The sequence below is a fragment of the Stenotrophomonas sp. FR010 genome (assembly GCF_047520755.2).
GTDB classification, from domain to species: Bacteria; Pseudomonadota; Gammaproteobacteria; order Xanthomonadales; family Xanthomonadaceae; genus Stenotrophomonas; species Stenotrophomonas sepilia.
Map to the genome: position 1 here is coordinate 133,748 of NZ_JAXBQT020000005.1, position 21,510 is coordinate 155,257.

At 68.1% G+C, this 21,510-nt stretch carries 18 protein-coding genes; 8 read left to right on the forward strand and 10 right to left on the reverse strand.

What is annotated here, in order from left to right:
• The first annotated feature begins 64 nt into the window (after window positions 1–64).
• The gene (locus ACM0PK_RS06595) at window positions 65–1,843 is read left to right on the forward strand and encodes an MFS transporter (protein ID WP_072167996.1); all 1,779 of its coding nucleotides are present in this window, start codon (window positions 65–67) and stop codon (window positions 1,841–1,843) included.
• Window positions 1,844–1,895: 52 nt separating this feature from the next.
• Here the strand turns inward: ACM0PK_RS06595 and ACM0PK_RS06600 are convergent, their stop codons facing one another.
• From ACM0PK_RS06600 to ACM0PK_RS06625, 6 genes are all read right to left on the reverse strand, one after another.
• Window positions 1,896–2,366, reverse strand: a complete 471-nt coding sequence (locus ACM0PK_RS06600; protein ID WP_088496591.1) for a SecDF P1 head subdomain-containing protein — start codon at window positions 2,364–2,366, stop codon at window positions 1,896–1,898.
• Complete coding sequence (locus tag ACM0PK_RS06605; protein ID WP_414606936.1) at window positions 2,363–2,914, reverse strand: HdeD family acid-resistance protein; 552 nt, start codon at window positions 2,912–2,914, stop codon at window positions 2,363–2,365. Before ACM0PK_RS06605 ends, ACM0PK_RS06600 begins: the two co-directional genes overlap by 4 nt.
• Before the next feature lie 58 nt (window positions 2,915–2,972).
• Window positions 2,973–3,656: a ComF family protein gene (locus tag ACM0PK_RS06610; RefSeq protein WP_414606935.1), complete on the reverse strand. Its 684-nt coding sequence runs from the start codon at window positions 3,654–3,656 to the stop codon at window positions 2,973–2,975.
• Window positions 3,657–3,744: 88 nt separating this feature from the next.
• Entirely contained in the window at window positions 3,745–4,914 is a 1,170-nt protein-coding gene (locus tag ACM0PK_RS06615; protein ID WP_414606934.1) for an L-dopachrome tautomerase-related protein, read from the reverse strand.
• Between the two features lie 146 nt (window positions 4,915–5,060).
• On the reverse strand, window positions 5,061–6,386 hold the full coding sequence (locus ACM0PK_RS06620) for a chloride channel protein (protein ID WP_414606933.1): 1,326 nt from the start codon (window positions 6,384–6,386) through the stop codon (window positions 5,061–5,063).
• Window positions 6,387–6,755: 369 nt separating this feature from the next.
• Window positions 6,756–7,019 carry a hypothetical protein gene (locus ACM0PK_RS06625; protein ID WP_414606932.1) on the reverse strand — a complete coding sequence of 88 codons (264 nt, stop codon included), beginning with the start codon at window positions 7,017–7,019 and terminating at the stop codon, window positions 6,756–6,758.
• Between the two features lie 159 nt (window positions 7,020–7,178).
• Between ACM0PK_RS06625 and bioB the strand changes: the two genes are divergently transcribed.
• The 5 genes from bioB (at window position 7,179) to bioC (ending at window position 12,017) form a co-directional block, all read left to right on the forward strand.
• The gene (gene bioB, locus ACM0PK_RS06630) at window positions 7,179–8,222 is read left to right on the forward strand and encodes a biotin synthase BioB (RefSeq protein WP_414606931.1); all 1,044 of its coding nucleotides are present in this window, start codon (window positions 7,179–7,181) and stop codon (window positions 8,220–8,222) included.
• Window positions 8,223–8,289: 67 nt separating this feature from the next.
• Window positions 8,290–9,513 carry an 8-amino-7-oxononanoate synthase gene (gene bioF / locus ACM0PK_RS06635; protein WP_414606930.1) on the forward strand — a complete coding sequence of 408 codons (1,224 nt, stop codon included), beginning with the start codon at window positions 8,290–8,292 and terminating at the stop codon, window positions 9,511–9,513.
• 18 nt (window positions 9,514–9,531) lie between these two features.
• Window positions 9,532–10,311, forward strand: a complete 780-nt coding sequence (gene bioH, locus ACM0PK_RS06640; RefSeq protein ID WP_072168004.1) for a pimeloyl-ACP methyl ester esterase BioH — start codon at window positions 9,532–9,534, stop codon at window positions 10,309–10,311.
• 29 nt (window positions 10,312–10,340) lie between these two features.
• Entirely contained in the window at window positions 10,341–11,120 is a 780-nt protein-coding gene (locus ACM0PK_RS06645; protein ID WP_414606929.1) for an SDR family oxidoreductase, read from the forward strand.
• Window positions 11,121–11,132: 12 nt separating this feature from the next.
• Window positions 11,133–12,017, forward strand: coding sequence for a malonyl-ACP O-methyltransferase BioC (gene bioC / locus ACM0PK_RS06650; RefSeq protein WP_111201612.1), 885 nt, complete (start codon window positions 11,133–11,135; stop codon window positions 12,015–12,017).
• 110 nt (window positions 12,018–12,127) lie between these two features.
• Here bioC and ACM0PK_RS06655 read toward each other — a convergent pair whose 3' ends face one another.
• Together ACM0PK_RS06655 and ACM0PK_RS06660 are read right to left on the reverse strand one after the other, a co-directional pair.
• Entirely contained in the window at window positions 12,128–12,772 is a 645-nt protein-coding gene (locus ACM0PK_RS06655; protein ID WP_414606955.1) for a YdcF family protein, read from the reverse strand.
• Complete coding sequence (locus ACM0PK_RS06660) at window positions 12,757–13,719, reverse strand: pyridoxal-phosphate dependent enzyme (protein WP_235646034.1); 963 nt, start codon at window positions 13,717–13,719, stop codon at window positions 12,757–12,759. Before ACM0PK_RS06660 ends, ACM0PK_RS06655 begins: the two co-directional genes overlap by 16 nt.
• A gap of 160 nt (window positions 13,720–13,879) precedes the next feature.
• On the opposite strand from ACM0PK_RS06660, the gene ACM0PK_RS06665 reads away from it, so the two are divergent.
• Window positions 13,880–14,371, forward strand: coding sequence for a hypothetical protein (locus ACM0PK_RS06665; protein ID WP_049415731.1), 492 nt, complete (start codon window positions 13,880–13,882; stop codon window positions 14,369–14,371).
• A gap of 549 nt (window positions 14,372–14,920) precedes the next feature.
• Window positions 14,921–16,810 carry a tRNA uridine-5-carboxymethylaminomethyl(34) synthesis enzyme MnmG gene (gene mnmG, locus ACM0PK_RS06670; protein WP_005420137.1) on the forward strand — a complete coding sequence of 630 codons (1,890 nt, stop codon included), beginning with the start codon at window positions 14,921–14,923 and terminating at the stop codon, window positions 16,808–16,810.
• 133 nt (window positions 16,811–16,943) lie between these two features.
• Here mnmG and smeC read toward each other — a convergent pair whose 3' ends face one another.
• A complete protein-coding gene (gene smeC, locus ACM0PK_RS06675; protein ID WP_414606928.1) occupies window positions 16,944–18,359 on the reverse strand; it encodes a multidrug efflux transporter outer membrane subunit SmeC in 1,416 nt (471 codons plus the stop codon).
• Complete coding sequence (gene smeB, locus ACM0PK_RS06680) at window positions 18,356–21,505, reverse strand: multidrug efflux RND transporter permease subunit SmeB (protein WP_414606927.1); 3,150 nt, start codon at window positions 21,503–21,505, stop codon at window positions 18,356–18,358. Before smeB ends, smeC begins: the two co-directional genes overlap by 4 nt.
• Window positions 21,506–21,510 lie beyond the last annotated feature (5 nt).

Sequence of the window (21,510 nt, forward strand, 5' to 3'; positions counted from 1 at the left end):
TACAGAAAGCACTCTGCGACGAACCGCCGCCGGGCGTGGCCCGGCGCTACCACAGGAACTGCCGATGACTCCAAGCACCGCTCCGCGCTGGCCCGTACGCTACCTGCTCTTCATCGGCGGGCTGGGTGGCCTGCTGTACGGCATCGACATCGGCATCATCGCCGGCGCCCTGCCCTATCTCGAAGCAACTGCCAGCCACGCCTGGCAGCTCAGCAGCCAGCAGCTCGGCTTCGTGGTGGCCGCGGTACTGCTGGGCAGCGTGCTGTCCTCGCTGTTCGCCGGCATGATCGCCGACCTGATCGGCCGCCGCGGCGCGATGCTGCTGGCCGGCCTGCTGTTCACCGCCTCGATTCCGATCATGGCACTGGCCTCCGGTTACACGCCGCTGCTGCTGGGCCGCCTGCTGCAGGGCATCAGTGGCGGTTTGATCGGTGTAGTGATTCCGCTGTACCTGGCCGAAGTGCTCAGCCCCGAGCGACGTGGGCGCGGCGCGGCGATGTTCCAGCTGCTGCTGACCGTTGGCCTGGTGCTGGCAGCCCTGATCGGCCTGTACCACGCCCACGCCGTGGATGCCGCCGCCGAAGCCGTGCGCTCGCTGCCGCTGGCACAGCAGGCGCAGGAGCTGTTCACGGTGAAGGACCACGCTTGGCGCACCATCTTCTGGACCTGCCTGGCGCCGGGCCTGCTGTTCTGCGCGGGCATCTTCTGGCTGTCCGAATCGCCACGCTGGCTGGTACGCCGGGGCCGCATCGATGAAGCCCGCCGCAGCCTGCATCGCGTACTGCCCGCTGCCGATGTGGAGCCCACCCTTGCGCAGATCCAGGCGCCGGAATCGAGCAGCAGCGACAGCAAGCGCGACCCGCTGCTCAGCCGCCGCTACGTGGTGCCGTTCCTGCTCGCCTGCGTCGTGCTGGCCTGCACCCAGGCCACCGGCATCAACTCGGTACTGGCCTACGCGGTGAACATCCTCAATCAGGCCGGCCTGTCCGGTTCAGTGGCCAACGGCGCCGACGTGGCGATCAAGCTGCTGAATGCGGTGATGACCGTGGTCGCGTTGCTGCTGGTCGACCGCAAGGGCCGCAAGTTCCTGCTGATGCTCGGCAGCGGTGGTATCTGCGTGGCCCTGCTGGCCGCGGCCACGCTGTTCTTCCAGGCCGAGCGCGGTCGCGCTGATGTGCAGCCGCAGTTGCAGGCGGCGGTCAACGGCGGTGGCCTGCAGCTTGTGCTGGATGAAGCCCAGTGGCAGCGCCTCGGTGCTGGCATCGACAGCGAGGGCCGGCCGCTGCAGCTGACCGTGTCGTACGCCTACGGCGACTTCACCAATGTGCGCGCCGTGCGCAGCGACAACCTGATTGATCGCGAACTGCGTATCGACCGCACCGGCACCGTACAGCCAGACAGCGTGATCGGCGCATTCTTCCGCAAGTTGCATCTGAACCCGTTCGCCGACCCGGCCAGTGCCGCGCAGGCGCCGCTGCGCATCGAACAGGCCCGCATCGGCCCGGTGCCGCCGCCTGCACATGGCTGGGCGGTGGCCGCCTGCATCCTGGTATTCGTCGCGTTCTTCGCGGTCGGCCCCGGCGTGTGCGTGTGGCTGGCACTGTCGGAACTGATGCCGAACCGCATCCGCTCCAACGGCATGAGCATCGCACTGCTGATCAACCAGTTCGTGTCGACCACCATCGCCGCCATCTTCCTGCCCACGGTGGGCCACTACGGCTACGCCAGCATGTTCGTGTTCTGGGCGGCCTGCACCTTCGTGTTCTTCCTGGTAGCCGCGTTCTGGCTGCCGGAGACCAAGGGCAAGTCACTGGAGGAGATCGAGGCACGGTTCGCCCGGTAGCAGTCGACCTTGGTCGACCTCCGCGCGCAACGCGTTGGTGTTGGCGCGCCCGTCACTGACCGGTGATGTGCTTCGCCAACGCCTGCGCCTCGGGGGTGCTCGGCAATCCGCTCAGCATCATCGATTCACCGAACGGGCCTTTCACCGTCGCCACCATCAGCACGCGGCCGTCCACGCTGAGCGCCGCGCGCTGGCCCACCAGTGCTTCCGTGCCATCGTGGATGCGCTGGTGCGCTTCGTGTCGAAAGCGGATCTGCAGGCCAGGTTGCTTGTCCTGATCCAGCACGTAGCGCACATCGGCAATGTCGGCGCTGCCGGCGATCGGCGGCTCGCGCAGGGCCAGGGTTTCGCCTTGCCATTGCGCCGGCTTGCCTTTGCCGGAGGCGTCCACCGCGCTCAGGCGCACATCCACGCCAGGGCGCGGCACGTGATCCTTCCCTGCCAAGCCACCGGGCGTGGCGCCCGGCATGCAGCCGGCCAGGGTCAAGGCCACGCCCAGCAACAGCGGAAGCGCAGCCCTCACTTCAGCTTCCGCAGCTTGAATGCCACCAGCACCTGCAGCAGGCCGTACAGCAGGCTGCCGATGCCGATCCACAGCGTAGTTACCGCCACGCCGGCATATGGATTCGCCGCAAACAGCAGGCCCAGCACCACCGCCAGCACGCCGCTGAGGATCAGCAACCATTCGCCCTGGATCTGCTTGCGCACGCGGATCGCGAACACGATGCGATAGATGCCGGCCACCAGCAGCCACGCCGCCAGGAACAGCACCAGCACGCTGGCGGTGGCCAGCGGATTGATCACCGCCAGGATACCGAAGCCCAGCGAGGCGAGGGCGTACAGCGCCAGCCAGCCACGCGACGCGCCGCTGCCGCCGCTGACCAGTGCGAACAGGCTGATGACGCCTTCAACGATGGCCATCACGCCCAGCGTCCACGCCAATGCCATGGCGGCGGATAGCGGCCAGCCGATGGCGATGATGCCGAAGCCCAGCGCAACCAGCCCATACAGCAGCAGGATCCACCAGCTGCGACCCACCGCCGACAACAAGGGAGACAAGGGGGAATTCATGGCCACTCCTTCAGTCCAGTACCGGCCACATCCTAGCCCCCGGCGATGAAGACAGCGATCACGGTACCCGCGCGCACACCCATACCCGCACCTCTTCAGCGCCCACGCAGCGCAGCGTTTCGGCAATCTCCATCACCGTACTGCCGGTGGTCATCACGTCGTCAACCACGGTCAATCGGGGTGGCACCGGACCACGCACATCGAACGCATCGAACAGGTTCTCCCGGCGCTGTTCGGCCGTGCGTTCGGACTGTGGCGCCGTATGCCGCCGCCGGTACACCCCCTGCCAGACCGGCATCGGCAGCAACCGGCACAGCTCGCCGGCCTGGTTGTAGCCGCGCTGGCGCAGGCGCCGCCCATGCAGCGGCACCGGCACCAGCGGCGCGCACGACCAGGGCGGTGGTGCGCGCTGCATCAGCTGGGCAAGCAAGCGCCCGGCCGCCAAGTCCTGGTGGAACTTGTAACGCACCAGCAGCTGATCGACGGGTGGAAGGTACAGGAGGCTGGCATGTGTGGCGGCCTGCGGCGGCGCCTCCTCGCGACAGATCCCGCAGACGATCAGGGCGTTCCCGGGTAGCGGGAGGGCGCAGCGCAGGCAGGCACGACCGGCCCAGGGCAGTCCGGCAAGGCAGTCGCGGCACAGGTCAAGTTCATCGTGGCCCGGCTCGCCACAGACCAGGCAGCGCAGCGGTAGCAGCACGCGAAGTGCCGCCTGCAGGAGGCGAGTGGACTTGGTCGGCATGCGCTACAGCGTGACCGCGCCGCTGCCCCGAGGCCATCAGACGCACGCTCCTTGACCTGTAGGCGTCTTTACCCGTTTACGGAGCACTTCACCGCGTTGGCGCAGGCTTCGCATCCACCCGGGTGCGATACACCATGTACGGCGTCTGCCGGCGATCCACTCCACCATTGAAGCCGGCCTGTCGATGCAGCTGGTTGGCGGTGAAATACAGATAGCCGTCCGGCCCCATCGACAGCGTATCCGGCCACAGGATGCGCGGGTCGTGCACCACCGTCGTCCATCGCCCCTGCGCGTCGCGGGCATGGATGGCGTTGTGCTCGTAGTCGCTGGCATACAACCGCCCGTTGGCGTCCATCTCCATGCCATCGGAGGCGCCTTTGTCGCCCAGGTCGACCACCGCTGCCGCCAGTTCCGCTTCACTCACCTTCGGATCGCGCAGCAGCGCGGTCGGCACGCTGTACAGATGACGGCTGGACAAGGGCGTGTAGAACAGGGTGCCACCATCGGGCGACAGGGCGATGCCATCGGCGGCCACGGTGAACGGCTGCGTCGAACCATCCGCGTTGCGCAGCCGCATCTGCTGCCCTTCCACGATCGGTACGAAGGTCGGGTCGGCTGACGTGGACACATGCCCGATCAGGCGCTTGGTGGCGCTACCGGTAGCGAGGTCGATCACGATGATGCCGCCGATACCGCTCAGCGACGAGTCGGTCACGTAGGCCACGCCCTCGCGGCCAACACGGAAATCGAAGCGCACATCGTTGACATAGGTGCGCGCGTCGATGACGTTGGCCGGGAACACCAGCGTCTTGGCCACGGTGTTGGTGGCAAGGTCGATCGCCACCAGTTTGGCACCGCCGGCCTGTGGCGCAGAGAACCCGGGCGCGGCGGTATCCAGCACCCACAACCGGCCCTGGCCATCGGCCACCACGCTCTGCACGCTGATGAAATGGGCCGCCGGATCGGGACCATCCTTGCGGTTGATGCGCGCATCCGGATAGGGCACGGCGCGGCCGTCGCGCCATTCGGCCACGCTGTAGGCCACCTCATCGCCCCAGCGCGGGAAGTTGACGAAGATCCGCCCGGTCTCGGACACCGCCACGCTGGTGGGCATGGCACCTTCGAAACGCGCCACCGGTTCGAGGGTGCCGATGCTGCGCTCGCTGGGCAGCAGGGGCGCGCCGGACATCGCCAGCGCGGGGGAACTGGTCAGAGCCAGGAGGGCAGCCGCCAGGCTGCGGATACGGCAGTTGATCATGGTGCTCTCGATGCGGGTCCGGGTGCAGCCCCGGTGTCGATGCATCTTCTGCGTCGCGCGTGGCATCGGGTAGACGGTGCAGCGCGGAATCAGCTTCACTGCAAAAGTGAAGATTGCGGCCTAATTGATCCTGTCGATCAAGGTAATCAGCGATGCCTATCAGCTGATTCTGCTTGCGGCGCCATCAACAACTCCGCCAGCCCGCGATAGATTGGTACCCTGCACACCAGCCCGGACACACCACGCGCGATAAGCACCGTGGCCAGGATCGGCAACAGCAGATCACCACTGTCGGTCAGCTCCAGCGAGATCACCGCCGAGGTCAGTGGCGCCTGGGTCACACCGGTCAGGTAGGCGCACATGCCCAGCAGCACAAACGCGCGCGGGTCCACGCCCGGCATCAGTACGGCCAGGTTGTGGCCAAGGCCGGCACCGACCGCCAGCGCCGGCGAGAACAGGCCGCCGGGAATACCGGCTACGTACGATGCGAGGTTCGCCAGCAGCTTCATCAGACCGAACTCGTGGCCCACCATCGCCTGCCCCTGCACCAGGCTGCGCGCCTGTTCGTAGCCGGTGCCGAATGCGCCTTCTCCGAACGCCAGGGCCAGCAGCACCACCACCAGCCCGCAGCCTGCGGCCAGCAACACGGGATGCCGCTGCCGTAGTTGCCCGAGCCAACGGGGGCGGCCCGCCGCACTGGCCAGCACCGCGCGCGCGAACAATCCGCCCAGCAATCCGGCCACTACGCCACACAGCAGGATCGCCAGCCAGCCCTGGCCGAGCGGCAGGCGCGCGCTCACATGGCCGAAATAGGTGTAGTTGCCCAACAGACCGAGCGATACCACGCCACCGACGATCACTGCGGTCAACAGGGTACCGGAGAAGCGATGTTCGAAACGGCCACTGAGCTCCTCGATGGCGAACACGATGCCCGCCAGCGGTGTATTGAATGCCGCGGCGATGCCCGCTGCACCACCCGCCAGCAGGAAGTGCGAGAGTTCGCGTGGATCCTTGAAGCCGAACCAGCGGCCGAACAGATACATCAGGCTCGCGCCCACATGCACCGTGGGACCTTCGCGCCCAACCGACGCGCCGCCGAGCAGCGACAGCGAGGTCAGCAACAGCTTGCCGGCCGAAACCGCTGGGGAAAGGTTGGTTTTCCGGAACGGCTCATCGGCCTTGTCCAGCGCAGCGATGACCTGCGGAATGCCGCTGCCCCGCGTGGGCTTCAGCACGCCACTGGTCAGCCAGGCCAGCAACGCGAAGATGCCGGGCGTGAGCAGCAGGGCCCACCACGGCGAGTGCGCGGTGATGCGCTGGAACAGATGGAAGGCCGCGTCGCTGGCCTTGGCAAACAGGATGGCCACCAGCGCTACGGCCACAGCCCCGCCCCAGAGCGCGGCACGGCGGCGCCAGGCCTCACTGAGAACCAGCGCGGTGATGCGGCCGCGGAGGCGATGGAGATCGGTCATGCGGGCAGTTTGGACGCTGCGGAGGAAGGCGGACAGCGGCTACTGTGGCTGAAGGCCTTGCGGGATGCGGTGAAATGCCCCGATACGGGTCGTCCCGACTGCCTGCCCCGTGCGTACATCGCTGGACGCGCAGGCGCTCCCGCCACCGGCGCTTTTGCACCCCGCACTTCCAGTACGCCGCGCGCGACCCGTTCGCGCACACGCTGGGCGTAGAAGGCATCGGCAATGCCGGGGTGGCGCTGCGGGTCCAGCGACATCGCCTTCCCCTCGATGCAGGCGATGTTTCGGAACTGTCCATCGCAGTGGGAACGCAGTTGCGCATCGATCCGGGCGATTGCCTTCGTCGGTCAGCGCGGCGGTGCTTTGCCGCTACTGGTCGGTGAGAGGGACATCGCTGTCAGGGCCTTCGTCCGTATCACGCAGGCAACCGTTTATCGCCAACAAGCGAACCAAGACATAGTGACCGAATGCTTCAAGCTCCTCCTTCGGCAGCATCGCCGGATCGAGCTCCCCCGCCGGGTAGTCCTTGAAGGTCACGAAGGTGTGATTCTTCCACTGCCCCGGCGCATCGGCCTGACGCAGATCATCCAGCACCGCGTCGCGGCGGATCGAATAGGACTGGTAGCGGTTCATGGCATGTGTTCGCGCGTCCGTATGCAGCAATGAACTTACACCGTAACGCCCGTTCATGGCGGCCGTTCAATGTAAACCTTTCCTTATAAAATTTAGTTGACAGCGCTCACCAGCCCACCCACACTGCCGCCCTCGCTCCACTCGTACCCAAGGTCCGCCATGGCTGCTGCCATCCGCCACGACTGGCAACACGACGAACTGCAGGCCCTGTTCGACCTGCCGTTGCCCGAGCTGCTGTTCCGCGCCGCGGCGGTCCACCGTGAGCACTTCGACCCGGCGCAGGTGCAGGTCTCCACGCTGCTGTCGGTGAAGACCGGAGGCTGCCCGGAAGACTGCGCGTACTGCCCGCAGGCGCAGCGCTACAGCACCGGGGTGAACGCGCAGAAGCTGATGGACACCGATGCGGTTCTGGCCAAGGCCCGCCAGGCCAAGGCCGCCGGTGCGTCGCGTTTCTGCATGGGCGCCGCGTGGCGTTCACCGAAAGACCGCGACATTCCCAAGGTTGCGGCGATGATCGCCGGGGTGAAGGCGCTGGGCCTGGAGACCTGCGCCACGCTGGGCATGCTCAGTGGCGAACAGGCACGTGCGCTGAAGGACGCCGGCCTGGACTACTACAACCACAATCTCGACACCGCGCCGGACTACTACGATTCGATCATCCACACGCGCCAGTACCAGGACCGCCTGGACACGCTGGAGCACGTGCGCGAGGCCGGCCTGAAGACCTGCTGCGGCGGCATTGTCGGCATGGGCGAGACGCGCGCGCAGCGCGTCGGCCTGCTGCTGGCGCTGGCCACGCTGCCGGCCCATCCCGATTCGGTGCCGATCAACAGGCTGGTGCAGGTGGCGGGCACCCCGCTGCATGGCAGTGCCGAGCTGGACCCGTTCGAGTTCGTGCGCATGATCGCAGTGGCGCGCATTACCATGCCGCGTTCGATGGTGCGGCTGTCGGCCGGGCGCGAAGCCATGAGTGACGAGCTGCAGGCGCTGTGCTTCCTGGCCGGTGCAAATTCGATCTTCTACGGCGACAAGCTGCTGACCACCGGTAACCCGGAGAGCGAGCGCGACCTGGCCCTGTTCGCGCGGTTGGGCCTGCAACCGATGGCGATGCAGGTGGACGCCGAGGGCCACGACCACGGTGGCACCGTGCACGCCGATATCAGCGCCGAAGCGCCCGGCTGTGGCTGTGCTCACGCGGCCTGAGACAGGCCGCAAGCAGGCGTCGCGGCAACGCGCTACCCTAGCCGCCCCGTCGCCGCATTCAGCCGCCATGGCCCGCCCCGACCTGACCGCCCGCCTCCACGCCCAGCGCGCCCTACGCGATGCCCAGGGCCGTCGCCGCACGCGGCGCACGGTCAACCGTCGTGATGGCGTCCGCCTGGAAGTGGACGGCCAGTGGCTGACCGGCTTCTGCAGCAATGATTATCTGGGCCTGGCCCAGCAGTTCAGCGTGGTCAACGCACTGCAGGATGCCGCCGCACGCGAAGGCACCGGCGCGGGTGCATCGCACCTGGTCTGCGGCCACCACGCCCTGCATGACGCGCTGGAGCGCGAAGTGGCGGAGTGGCTGGGCTACCCGCGCGCGCTGCTGTTCGGTAGTGGCTTCGCCGCCAACCTGGCCGTGCAGCAGGCACTGCTGAGCGAAGAGAACGACGTCTGCGTGCAGGACAAGCTCAACCACGCCAGCCTGCTCGATGCGACGCGGCTGGCCGGTGCGCGCCTGCGCCGTTATCCGCACCTTGATGCCGAAGGCGCGATGCGCCAGCTCAAGCACGCGCCCGACGGCGCGGCGATGCTGGCCACCGATGGTGTCTTCAGCATGGATGGCGACATCGCACCGCTGCGTGCATTGTCGCTTGTGGCACGCCTGCAGCAGGCGCTGTTCTATGTGGACGATGCGCACGGCGTGGGCGTGGTCGGTGACGGCCGTGGTGCCGTGGCCGCCGCCGGGCTGGGCGTGGACGATGTGCCGCTGCAGCTGGTCACGCTGGGCAAGGCACTGGGCGGTTCCGGCGCGCTGGTGCTGGGCCGCGACGATCTGGTCGAGCACCTGGCCGAAACCGCACGCCCCTACATCTACACCACGGCGATGCCGCCACCGCTGGCCGCCGCTGCACTGGAAGCGGTGCGCCTGGCACGCCGTGACAACTGGCGCCGCTCGAAACTGACCGACCTGATCGCGCTGTTCCGCAACGAGGCACGCCGCCATGGCCTGGACCTGATGGCTTCGGAAACGCCGATCCAGCCGCTGCTGTGTGGTGACGATCACCGCGCTGTGGCGATGTCCAAGGCACTGGAACAGGCCGGTTGGCTGGTCGGCGCGATCCGTCCGCCCACGGTGCCCGAAGGCAAGGCGCGCCTGCGTGTCACCCTGTCCGCCCTGCACACGCCGGAACAGGTGCGTGGCCTGGTGGACGCGATCGCCAGCGCGCGCGATCGCGTGGATCTGGCGGTGCGTGACGCCGCGCCACCGCCGTTGCCTGTCTTTGCCTGAGCCTGCTCTCGTTTTCCCATGCATATCGACGTCACCGGCCAGGGGCCGGACCTGGTACTGATTCATGGCTGGGCCCTGCAGGGCGGTGTGTTCGCACCGTTGGTGCAGCGCCTGGCCGAGCGGTTCACCCTGCATCTGGTTGATCTGCCGGGCCATGGCCACAGCCGCGAAGACACCACACCGTTGCGCCTGCCATTCGTGGTCAACGCCATTGCCGCGGCCACGCCGCCGGCGGTGTGGTGCGGCTGGTCACTGGGCGGCCTGTTCGCACTGCACGCCGCCGCGACGCTTCCGAAGGTGCGCGGGCTGGCGATGATCGCGGCCACGCCGCGCTTCGTGCGTGGCGACGACTGGCCGCATGCGGTGGAGCCGGCGGTGTTCGAGCAGTTCGGGCGCGCGCTGGCGACCGATTTCGGTGGCACCCTGGAGCGTTTCCTGGCGCTGGACGTGATGGGCTCGGCGCACGCCCGCGAGGAGCTGCGCACGCTGCGTCAGCGCCTGGTCGAGCGCGGCGCGCCCACCGAACGCGCTCTGCTGGAAGGCCTGCGCCTGCTGGAAAGCACCGACCTGCGCGGCGCACTGCCGACGCTGGCCAGGCCCAGCCTGTGGATCGCCGGCCAGCGCGACCGGCTGGTGTCTCCGGCGGCGATGCAGGCCGCTGCGGCATTGGCCCCGGGTGCGCAGGCGCTGACCATCGCCCATGGCGGCCACGCGCCCTTCCTCGGCCATGCCGACGAGGTGGCCAGCGCCCTGCAACACTTCGTTGCCGGCCTGTCACCGGCCGATGGCGGACAATGAGCGCCTTCCTCATTCCACGGGATTGACGCATGGATCTGGGTATCAACGGCCGCTGGGCACTGGTCTGCGGCGCAAGCAAGGGCTTGGGCCTGGGCTGCGCGCGTGCGCTGGTGCGCGAGGGCGTCAACGTGGTGATCGTGGCCCGTGGCGAGGAGGCACTGCAGGTTGCCGCCGCAGAGCTGAGCGCCCTGCCCGGTGCCGCTGAGGTGCGCGCGGTCGCCGCCGACGTCACCACCGACGCCGGTCGTGCCGCGGCGCTGGCCGCGTGCCCGCAGGTGGACATCCTGGTCACCAATGCCGGTGGCCCGCCGCCAGGCGACTTCCGCACTTTCGAGCGCGACGACTGGATTGCCGCGCTGGACGCCAACATGCTGGCGCCGATCGCGCTGATCCGCGCCACCGTGGACGCAATGATCGCGCGTGGCTTCGGCCGCATCGTCAACATCACCTCGTCGGCGGTGAAAGCCCCGATCGACATCCTGGCGCTGTCCAATGGCGCGCGCAGCGGCCTGACCGGGTTCGTCGCCGGCCTGTCGCGCCGCACCGTGGCGCACAACGTCACGATCAACAACCTGCTGCCCGGCCAGTTCGACACCGACCGCCTGCGCGCCAACTTCGCCCACGCTGCGGGCAAGGACGGCGATGCCGGCGCAGTGGCCGAACGCCGCCGCCAGCAGATTCCCGCCGGCCGCTTCGGCACGGCGCACGAATTCGGCGCCGCCTGCGCCTTCCTGTGCAGCGCACACGCCGGTTACCTCACCGGGCAGAACCTGCTGATCGACGGCGGCGCCTACCCCGGTACGTTCTAAGAGACTTTCGCAATGCCGTCCCACTTCGATGCCCGCCATGTCCGCCGCGCGTTCGCCCGCGCCGCCACCAGCTACGACGCCGCCGCCGCCCTGCAGCGCGAGGTGCAGGCGCGGCTGGTGGAATCGCTGGACTACCTGGAAGCACGCAAGCCCGAGGTGGTGCTGGACATTGGCGCCGGAACCGGCCACGCCAGTGCGCTGATGAAGAAGCGCTGGCCGAAGGCGCAGGTGATCGCGCTGGACGTGGCACTGCCGATGCTGGACCAGGCCAAGCGGCAGGCCGGTTGGTGGAAGCCGTTCCAGCGCCTGTGCGGCGACGCCGCCGCGCTGCCGCTGGCCGACAACAGCGTGGACGTGATCTTCAGCAACCTGTGCCTGCAGTGGGTGGACGATCTGCCGGCGGTGTTCGCTGGCTTCCGTCGCGTGCTCAAGCCCGGTGGCCTGCTGCTGTGTTCCACCTTCGGCCCGGAAACCCTGATCGAACTCAACGAGGCCTTCGCCGCCGCCGATGACCGCCCGCACGTGAGCCGCTTTGCGCAGATCGCCCAGTTCGGCGATGCGTTGATGATGGCGGGCTTCCGCGACCCGGTGCTGGACCGCGATCTGTTCACCCTGACCTACGACGACCTGCCCTCGTTGATGCGCGAGCTGCGCGCGATGGGCGCGACCAATGCGCGGGTGGATCGCCGCCACACGCTGACCGGGCGTGGCCGTTTCGCTGCGGCGGCAGCAGCGTATGAACCGATGCGCCGCGCCGACGGCAAGCTGCCCAGCAGCTGGGAAGTGATCTATGCCCATGCCTGGGCACCGGACCCGGGCGCACCGATCCGCGAAGGCGGGCATGACGTGGCCTCAGTGCCGGTTTCGGCGATTCCGATCCGGCGCAAGCAGACCTGATCGCCTGGTAGTGCCGGCCGCTGGCCGGCAACCTCACGTTTCCATGCTGGGCATCTGCCGGCCAGCGGCCGGCACTACCGAATGGTAGCCGCCCAAATCAGGCTCCCGCCTCAGGTATTGGCCGGCGAACTCAGCGGCGGCCGCACCAGGTCGCGGTGGAAGAAGTAGATTTCCTGCACCAGGAAGCGCCAGCTGGTGTGGAAGCTGCGGAAGCGCGTGCTGGGCGTGGACGAGGCCAGTGCATCGATGCCCAGCGCCTTGCTCAGGCGCAGCGCGCGCGCCATGTGCAGCGGGTCGCTGACGATGATCACGCGGTGCAGGTTGCGCTGGTCCATCAGCCGCTTGGCTTCCACCAGGTTCTGCACGGTGTTGCGCGAGGCAGTCTCGATCAGGATCGCATCGTCCGGCACGCCGTGCTTGAGCGCATAGCGCCGCGCCACCTGTGACTCGGAAAAGCGCGCGCCGGTACCACCATAGCCGCCGGTGAAGATCAGCAGTGGCGCGAACCGGGCCTCATAGAGATCCAGCCCATGACGGATGCGTTCTTCGAATACCGGCGACGGCTTGGCGTCATAGGCCGCCGCACCGAGCACGATGATGGCGTCGGCCTTGGCTGCCTGGTCACGCTCGCCGACCCAGACGATCCAGGCAGTCACGCCCAGCAGCCAGATCACCAGCAGGACAAACAACCGCCACAGCCAGCCCAGCAGGCCAGTGCGATGCCGGTGCCGGTCGCGGCTCACGGCGCCCCCCAGCGCAGTGCCGGCAGGTCGACGTTGCCGCCGGACAGCACCAGGCCCACGCGCAGGCCGGCAAAACGCTGCGGCTGCGCCAGCACCGCGGCGAGCACGGTCGCCGATGACGGCTCGACCACCTGCTTGAGGACCTCCCACAGCAAGCGCATCGCCGCCATCGTCGCCGCGTCATCGACCACGATCACCTCTGCGCTGGCCGCGCGCAGCAACTCGAAGTTGGACGCGCCGATCAGGGTGCGCAGGCCATCGCAGATCGTGTCCGGGGTGAACGCCGCCTGGCGCTCGCCAGCGGCCAACGAGCGCGCGGTGTCGTCAGCGCCGGCCGGCTCGGCCAGCACCAGCCGGGTCTGCGGGCTGGCCAGCTGCAGGGCCCGCGCGGTGCCGCTGGCCAGGCCACCGCCGCCCACCGGCACCACCAGCACGTCGAACGGGCCGTCGCTGTGCAGCAGCTCCAGTGCCGCGGTGCCCTGCCCGGCCATCACCGCCGGGTCCGCATAGGGATGGACCAAGGTCGCGCCGGTATCAGCCTGCACTTTGGCGCAGGTGGCCTCACGGTCGGCGATGGTTGGCGGGCAGCGCCAGAGCGTGGCGCCATGGCGGGCGATGTTGGCCAGCTTGGCCGCCACTGCACCTTCGGGCACCACCACGTGGCAGGGAATGCCACGGGTGCGCGCGGCCAGGGCCAGGGCGGCGCCGTGGTTGCCGGAGGAATGGGTGACCACGCCGGCGCCGGCGCGATCGGCATCCAGCGACCACACCGCATTGCAGGCGCCGCGGAACTTGAATGCGCCACCGCGCTGCAGATGCTCGGCCTTGAACGCCAGCTGCGCGCCGGCCAGCGCATCGAGCGTGCGCGAGCGCAGCACCGGGGTCACGCTGGCGTGCGGCGCGATCCGCGCAGCGGCAGCCAGGACATCATCGGCACGGGGCAACAGTGAATCGCTCATGACGCAAGATTAACGTATGGCTCCCTGCTGGCGACCCCGGCACAGGTCATGCCAGCATGGCAGCCTTCACCTCCATTCATCCTGGACAGTGAAGTTAAGGGCCGATTCAACGCCTGCGCATGAAGCTCACTGTACAACCCGTCCTCTGGGGGGACCCACCATGAAAACGCGCCTGATGCTTGCCGGTGGCCTGATGCTGGCCCTGACCGGCTGCACCACCTACGACTATGTCGGCGGTGGCCGCAGCGGCAGCTACTACCACGGTGCGCCGTCGGTGGAGTACCGCTACCCCGCCGGCTATCCCTACAACTACGGCTACCCGTACTACGGCGGCTATGGCGGCTACTACGGCGGCTATGGCAATCCGTATTACTCGCGCCCGATCTACCGCCCGCCGCACAACCACCGCCCGCCACCGCGCCCACCCGGCAACGGTGGCGAGAACCGCCCGCCGCCGCCGTCGCGGCCGTCGTACAACGGCGGTTCGCCGTGGCGGAACATGGACTCGATGCGCCGACCGCCGCAATCGAACATCCAGCCCTCTGCGCCCCCGCCGCCGGCCCGTCCGGCTCCGGCGCCGAGTGCGCCAAGAATGAACGGTTCCCCCTGGCGCAACATGGATCGTGGGACGCAGCGCACAGTTGAGCGCTGAACCGTCTTGCATTTCACACGGTCCAAGCCGCACTCTACGGGGCCAGTGACGGCCCGCGTCACAAAGTGACAAAAACGACACGGGCCGCCGCAAAAAGCTCTACGTCGATATCCGACAGGAACATCTGGATCCCCCCTGTTCCGGCCCTGTCGGATGTCGGCACCTCTGAAGGCAGACGGCCCCGCAGTGCGGGGCCGTTTGTTTTGCCGGATCACCCGCCGGCGAGAGCCCCAGCGTCAGTAGATCCACGCCATGCGTGGATGGAGCTCTCCCGATAGCCTCCAGAAAAAAACAGGGCCGCGCAGTCCCCCGACTGCCGGCCCCCTGCTCCCCCACCGTGCGCCTGTACCGGCCCCTGTTCCAATTCCGGTCACGGGCGCCTGCGGCGCCAGCCACGGTGGGTGCTATTGGGTTATCTGCAAAAATCCTGCCAACTTTAGGGCTGATTTCGACGGAAGCCGGCCGGCGCCGACGTCGCGGCCCCGAATGGCGCTAAAATCGCCACCCCGGTGCCGCCCCGGCCGCGCCCGCCCCCAGCTGAACAGCCCCATGAACCCGTCCTTCCATCGTTACGACGTCATCGTCATCGGCGGTGGCCACGCCGGCACCGAAGCCGCGCTGGCCGCGGCCCGTACCGGCGTGCGCACCCTGCTGCTGACCCACAACATCGAAACAGTGGGCGCGATGAGCTGCAACCCGGCCATCGGCGGCATCGGCAAGGGCCATCTGGTCAAGGAAATCGACGCCCTGGGCGGTGCGATGGCGCATGCCGCCGACCGCGCCGGCATCCAGTGGCGCACGCTCAACGCCTCCAAGGGCCCAGCCGTGCGCGCCACCCGCTGCCAGGCCGACCGCAACCTGTATCGCATGGCGATCCGCGCCATCGTCGAAGGCCAGGCCAACCTGACCGTGTTCCAGGCCGCCGTCGATGACCTGGTCATTGAAGGCGACGCCGTGCGCGGGGTCATGACCCAGACCGGCCTGCGCTTCGACGCCGGTGCCGTGGTGCTGACCGCCGGCACCTTCCTGGCCGGCAAGATCCATGTCGGCCCGACCCAGTACGCCGCCGGCCGCATGGGCGACCCGCCGGCCACCACGCTGGCGGCGCGCCTGCGCGAGCGTCCTTTCCAGGTGGACCGCCTGAAGACCGGCACGCCGCCGCGCATCGATGGCCGCTCGCTGGACTACAGCGTGATGGACGAGCAGCCGGGCGATTCGCCGCGGCCGGTGATGTCCTTCCTCGGCTCGGTGGACGAGCATCCGCAGCAGGTCAGCTGCTGGATCACCCACACCACCGAGCAGACCCACCAGATCATCCGCGACGCGCTGCACCGATCGCCGCTGTACAGCGGCCAGATCGAAGGCATCGGCCCGCGCTACTGCCCGTCCATCGAGGACAAGGTGGTGCGCTTCGCCGAAAAGGCCAGCCACCAGATCTTCGTCGAACCCGAAGGCCTGGGCATCGTCGAGATCTACCCCAACGGCATTTCCACCTCGCTGCCGTTCGACGTGCAGCTGGAGATGGTGCGCAGCATCCGTGGCTTCGAGAACGCGCACATCACCCGCCCAGGCTACGCCATCGAGTACGACTTCTTCGATCCGCGCGGGCTGAAGGCGTCGCTGGAGACCAAGCTGGTCAACGGCCTGTTCTTCGCTGGCCAGATCAACGGCACCACCGGCTATGAAGAAGCCGCCGCGCAGGGCCTGCTGGCCGGCCTCAACGCCGCACGCCAGGTGCGTGGGCTGGACGGCTGGTGCCCGCGCCGCGACGAGGCCTACCTGGGCGTGCTCGTGGATGACCTGATCACCCACGGCACCAACGAGCCGTACCGCATGTTCACCAGCCGCGCCGAGTACCGGCTGCAGCTGCGCGAGGACAATGCGGACCAGCGCCTGACCCCGACCGGCCGCGAGATGGGCCTGGTGGATGATCGTCGCTGGGGTGCGTTCGAGACCAAGCAGGCCGCTGTTGCTGCCGAGCGCGCACGCCTGGGCGCGCTGTGGGCAACCCCGGCCAATGCGCTGGGCCGCGAAGTGCAGGACACGCTGGGCGTGGCGGTCAGCCGCGAGACCAACGTGCTGGACCTGATCAAGCGCCCCGAGCTGGATTACGCGCAGCTGATGCAGGTGCCATCGCTGGGGCCGGCCGTGGCCGACGCCAAGGTGGCCGAGCAGGTGGAGATCGGCGTGAAGTACGCCGGCTACCTGGACCGCCAGCGCGAGGAGATCGAGCGCCAGCAGCGGCATGAGGCCACGCCGATCGCCGAGGCGTTCGACTATGCGACCGTGCGCGGGCTGTCGGCCGAAGCACTGCAGAAGCTGGAGCGGGTGCGCCCGCAGACCATCGGCCAGGCGCAGCGTATTCCGGGCATGACCCCGGCAGCGATCTCACTGCTGCTGGTGCACCTGGAGCGCGCGCGCCGCGGCCGCGTGGCGTAACGCGGGACCGTCCGCTTCTGGTGGGTGCCGGCCTCGGCCGGCACGAATCATCCGATAGCGATACTCCGTGCATGTGTGCCGACCAAGGTCGGCACCCACCGGAGCGGAACACGCACCCACCTTGGCGAACGCGCTACCGTGCGTCGGCACCGCCGCCCAGCACCTTGAACAACGTCACCCGGTTGCCCGCTTCCTGCTGCTGCAGCGCGATCAGGTCCTGCTGTGCGGCAAACAGACTGCGCTGCGCATCCAATGCCTGCAGATAGCCGTCCAGCCCGGTGCGGTAACGCGCATCGGCCAGCGTGTAGCTGCGCTGGCTGGCGGCCACCAGCGCGCGCTGTGCGTCCATCTGCACGGTCAGGTGATCGCGCGTGGCCAGGGCATCGGCTACTTCACTGAAGGCCTGCTGGATCGCTTTCTCGTACTGCGCAATGCCGATGTCCTTGCCGATCTTCGAGGCATCCAGCGAGGCCTTCAGCGCTCCGGCGTGGAAGATCGGCGCGGTGATGCTGGGCGCGAACGACCAGCCACGGGTGCCGGCCGAGAACAGCGTCGACAACGCGGTGGAGCTGTGGCCGTAGTTGGCGGTCAAGGTCAACGTCGGGAAGAATGCGGCGCGCGCGGCACCGATATCGGCATTGGCCGCCTGTAGTGCGTGTTCGGCGGACAACACGTCCGGGCGCTGCAGCAGCACGCTGGACGGCAGGTTGGCCGGCAGCGGCGCCAGTGCCACGCTGCCATCCAGCGCCTGCGCGGTTGGCAGCAGGGCCGCATCCAGCGGCGCCCCCACCAGCAACTGCAATGCATCGCGATCCTGCGCCTGCTGCGTCTGCAGCTTGGCCAGCGCACCGCGCGCGGCTTCGACGCTGGTCTGTACCTGCGAGACATCCAGCCCCGAGGCCAGCCCCTGTGCATGACGGGCCTCGGTGCGCTGCAGGGTCTGCTGCTGGCTGTCCAAGGTGTGCCGGGTGAACGCCAGTGACTGCTCGTCCGCTGCCAGCGCCAGCCACGCCGCGGCCACTTCGGCCACCAGGCTGGTGCGCGCGGCGCGCTGGTTCTCGGCGCTGGCCAGCCAGTTCTGCAGGGTCTCGTTCTTCAGGCTGCGGATGCGTCCAAACAGATCCAGTTCCCAACTGCTGATACCCACCTGCACGGCATCGGATTCAGTTACCTGGGTGGCACCGGTCTCGCTGTTGGCATCGCTTACCCGCGAGCGGGTGACACTGCCGCTGGCATCCACCGACGGCAGCAGCGCCGCGCGCTGGATGCGGTACTGCGCCCGCTCCTTCTCCACCTGCAGCACGGCCACGCGCAGGTCGCGGTTGTTCTGCAGCGCCAGCGCGATCACCTGCTGCAGGCGTGGCTCAAGGAAGACTTCGCGCCAGGCTGGCACCGCCAGTGCTGGCTCGGCCTCGCCCGTGGCGGCATTGCCGAATTGTGCCGGCACCGGTGCCTCGGGCCGCTGGTAATGCGGCGCCATGCTCACGCAACCACCCAGCACCGTGGTGATCATTGCGGCCGCCAGGGCGCGCAGCAGCATCGGCTTCATGGGCTTGCCTCCGGGGCCGCGGCGTGGGCCGGCGCGCGGCCCGGGAACAGGCGGCGCACCAGCAGGTAGAACAACGGCACGAAGAACATGCCCAGCACCATCGAGGCGACCGTGCCGCCGGCCACGCCGGTACCCAGCGAGTGGCGCGCGGCCGAGCCGGCGCCGGTGGCGAACACCAGCGGCAGCACGCCCATCAGGAACGCCAGCGAGGTCATCACGATCGGCCGCAGGCGCAGATAGACGGCCTGCAGGATCGCCTCGCGGGTGTTCCTGCCCTGCTGTTCAAGGATGCGCGCGAACTCGACGATCAGGATGCCGTTCTTGGCCGCCAGGCCAATCGTGGTCAGCAGGCCGACCTGGAAGTACACGTCGTTGTTGAGGCCACGCAGGTTCATCATCAGCACCGCACCAAACACGCCCACCGGCACCGCCAGCATCACCGCGAGCGGCACCGCCCAGCTTTCATACAGCGCGGCCAGGCACAGGAACACGAACAGCAGCGAGATGGCGTACAGCATCGGCGCCTGGTTGCCCGACAGCTGTTCCTGGTAGGCCATGTCCGACCAGGCATGGCTGAAGCCTTCCGGCAGTTTGTCGGCCAGGCGCGCGATCTCGGCCATCGCCTCGCCGGAACTGACGCCGGGCGCGGGCTGGCCGGTGATCTCCATCGCCGAGATGCCGTTGTAGCGTTGCAGCGCGGCCGGCGCGCTGGACCAGTGCGCGCTGACCAGCGACGACAGCGGCACCATCTGCCCGGCCTGGTTGCGCACGCTCCAGCGCTCGATGTCCTGCGGCTGCATGCGCGCTTCGGCCGTGCCCTGGATGAACACCTTCTTGATGCGGCCCTTGTAGATGAAGTTGTTGACGAAGTCGCCACCCAAGGCCGCATTCAAGGTGTCATTGATGTCCTGCGGATTCACGCCCATCGCCTGCGCCTTGGCGTCGTCCACCTTCACTGCATACACCGGCGCGTCTTCCAGGCTGGCGTAGCGCACGTTGACCAGCTTCGGATCCCTGGCGGCCTCCTTCAACAGCGTGTTGCGCGCGGCCACGGCAGCGGCATGGCCGGCGCCGCCTTCGTCCTGCAGTTCCAGGGTGAAACCGCCCGCGTCACCCAGGCCAAGGATGGCCGGTGGCGAGGTGATGAACACCTGCGCATCGGGCACGCTGGCCATGGCCGCGGTCAACCGCGCGGCAATGGTATCGGCGTCATCCTTGCGGTCATCCCAGTCCTTCAGGCGGATGAAGGCCTGGCCGACGTTCTGGCCGCTGCCGGTGACACTGAAACCAGCGGTGGCCTGGATCGACAGCACGCCGTCGTCCTTCACCGCGGCGGCACTCAGGCGATCCATCACCGCGCGGGTCTGCTCCAGGGTGGCACCGGCCGGCAGCTTCACCAGCGCGTTGAGCATGCCCTGGTCCTCGTCGGGCAGGAACGCGCCGGGCAGGTGCCACAGCAGCAGGCCGGTGGCCACGCTCAGCGCCAGGTAGAACAGTACGCCCAGCGTGCGCCGGCCAAGGAAGCCATCCACCCGGCGACGCAGGCCGTTGGAGGTGCGCTCGAAACGGTGGTTGAACCAGATGAAGCACTTGCCCAGCAGGCTCGGCTCACCGCCGTGGTCGCCATGCGGATGGCCGCCCTTGGGAATCTGGTGCAGGATGCTGCCGCACAGGGCCGGGGTGATGGTCATCGCCACCAGCACCGACAGGATCATCGCGGCGGCAATCGTCACCGAGAACTGGCGATAGATCACGCCGGTGACACCGCTGAAGAACGCCATCGGCAGGAACACCGCGGTCAGCACCAGCACGATGCCCACCAGCGCGCCGGTGATCTGGCCCATCGCCTTCAACGTGGCCGGCTTCGGCGCCAGCCCTTCGAAGGTCATCACCCGCTCCACGTTCTCCACCACCACGATGGCATCGTCCACCAGCAGGCCGATGGCCAATACCAGCGCGAACATGGTCAGCGTGTTGATCGAATAACCGAACGCGGCCAGCACGCCGAAGGTGCCCAGCAGCACCACCGGCACTGCGATGGTCGGGATCAGGGTGGCGCGCCAGTTCTGCAGGAACAGGTACATCACCAGCACCACCAGGATGACCGCCTCGATCAGGGTGATCACCACTTCCTTCAGCGAGATCGTCACGAACGGCGTGGTGGTGAACGCCACGTGGTAGGTGTAGCCGTGCGGCCAGTGCTTCTGCAACTGCTGCAGGCGGGTCTCGATGGCCTTGGACACGGCGATGGCATTGGCACCCGCATTGAGCTCGATGCCCAGCGACGCCGACGGCTTGCCGTTGAAGGTGCTGATGCTGTCGTAGCTCTCCGGGCCCAGGCCGATCGTCGCCACGTCACCCAGGTGCACCACGCTGCCGCTGGCATCGGCTTTCAGCACCACCCGCGCGAACTGTTCGGGCGTGTGCAGGCGGCTGCGCGCGGTGACCGTGGCGTCCAGCTGCTGGCCCTTCAGCGCCGGCTGGCCACCCAGCTCACCGGCCGAAACGTCGGTGTTCTGCGCCTGCAGTGCGGTCTCGATGTCCGATGGCATCAGTGCGTACTGGCGCATCTTCTCCGGGTCCAGCCAGATGCGCATGGCGTATTCCTGGCCGATCGGCTGGATGTTGCCGACACCACTGACGCGGCTGATCTGGTCGTCGATGCGCGCTTCCATGAAGTTGGCGACATCGAAGTTGTCCATGCTGCCGTCCTCGCTGGTGAACGACAGCACCTCGAAGATCGAACCACTGGACTTGGTGATGGTCAGGCCGTTCTGCTGCACCGCCTGCGGCAGCGTCGCCATCGCCGCCTGCAGCTGGTTCTGCACCTGCACCTGCGCGGTGTCCGGATTGGTGCCGGTGGCAAACACCAGGTTGACCTGCGCCGAGCCATCGGAGGCGCTGGTGGAGGTCATGTACATCAGGTGGTCCAGGCTCTGCTGGGACTGCTCGATGACCTGGGTGACCGCGTTTTCCACGGTCTGCGACGAGGCGCCGGTGTAGGTGGCGCGGATGGTGATGGTGGGTGGGGCGATCTGCGGGTAGCGGTCCACCGGCAGGATCAGGATCGCGAGCAGGCCGAGCAGGCTGACCGCGATGGCGATCACCCAGGCGAAGATCGGCCGGTCGATGAAGAAACGAACCATGCGCG

Excerpts from the sequence above, each read along its gene's own strand:
- ACM0PK_RS06595 (WP_072167996.1), top strand. The coding sequence starts at position 65 with ATGACTCCAAGCACCGCTCCGCGCTGGCCCGTACGCTACCTGCTCTTC.
- ACM0PK_RS06605 (WP_414606936.1), bottom strand. The coding sequence starts at position 2,914 with ATGAATTCCCCCTTGTCTCCCTTGTTGTCGGCGGTGGGTCGCAGCTGG.
- ACM0PK_RS06610 (WP_414606935.1), bottom strand. The coding sequence starts at position 3,656 with ATGCCGACCAAGTCCACTCGCCTCCTGCAGGCGGCACTTCGCGTGCTG.
- ACM0PK_RS06615 (WP_414606934.1), bottom strand. The coding sequence starts at position 4,914 with ATGATCAACTGCCGTATCCGCAGCCTGGCGGCTGCCCTCCTGGCTCTG.
- ACM0PK_RS06620 (WP_414606933.1), bottom strand. The coding sequence starts at position 6,386 with ATGACCGATCTCCATCGCCTCCGCGGCCGCATCACCGCGCTGGTTCTC.
- ACM0PK_RS06625 (WP_414606932.1), bottom strand. The coding sequence starts at position 7,019 with ATGAACCGCTACCAGTCCTATTCGATCCGCCGCGACGCGGTGCTGGAT.
- bioB (WP_414606931.1), top strand. The coding sequence starts at position 7,179 with ATGGCTGCTGCCATCCGCCACGACTGGCAACACGACGAACTGCAGGCC.
- bioF (WP_414606930.1), top strand. The coding sequence starts at position 8,290 with ATGGCCCGCCCCGACCTGACCGCCCGCCTCCACGCCCAGCGCGCCCTA.
- bioH (WP_072168004.1), top strand. The coding sequence starts at position 9,532 with ATGCATATCGACGTCACCGGCCAGGGGCCGGACCTGGTACTGATTCAT.
- ACM0PK_RS06645 (WP_414606929.1), top strand. The coding sequence starts at position 10,341 with ATGGATCTGGGTATCAACGGCCGCTGGGCACTGGTCTGCGGCGCAAGC.
- bioC (WP_111201612.1), top strand. The coding sequence starts at position 11,133 with ATGCCGTCCCACTTCGATGCCCGCCATGTCCGCCGCGCGTTCGCCCGC.
- ACM0PK_RS06660 (WP_235646034.1), bottom strand. The coding sequence starts at position 13,719 with ATGAGCGATTCACTGTTGCCCCGTGCCGATGATGTCCTGGCTGCCGCT.
- ACM0PK_RS06665 (WP_049415731.1), top strand. The coding sequence starts at position 13,880 with ATGAAAACGCGCCTGATGCTTGCCGGTGGCCTGATGCTGGCCCTGACC.
- mnmG (WP_005420137.1), top strand. The coding sequence starts at position 14,921 with ATGAACCCGTCCTTCCATCGTTACGACGTCATCGTCATCGGCGGTGGC.
- smeC (WP_414606928.1), bottom strand. The coding sequence starts at position 18,359 with ATGAAGCCGATGCTGCTGCGCGCCCTGGCGGCCGCAATGATCACCACG.
- smeB (WP_414606927.1), bottom strand. The coding sequence starts at position 21,505 with ATGGTTCGTTTCTTCATCGACCGGCCGATCTTCGCCTGGGTGATCGCC.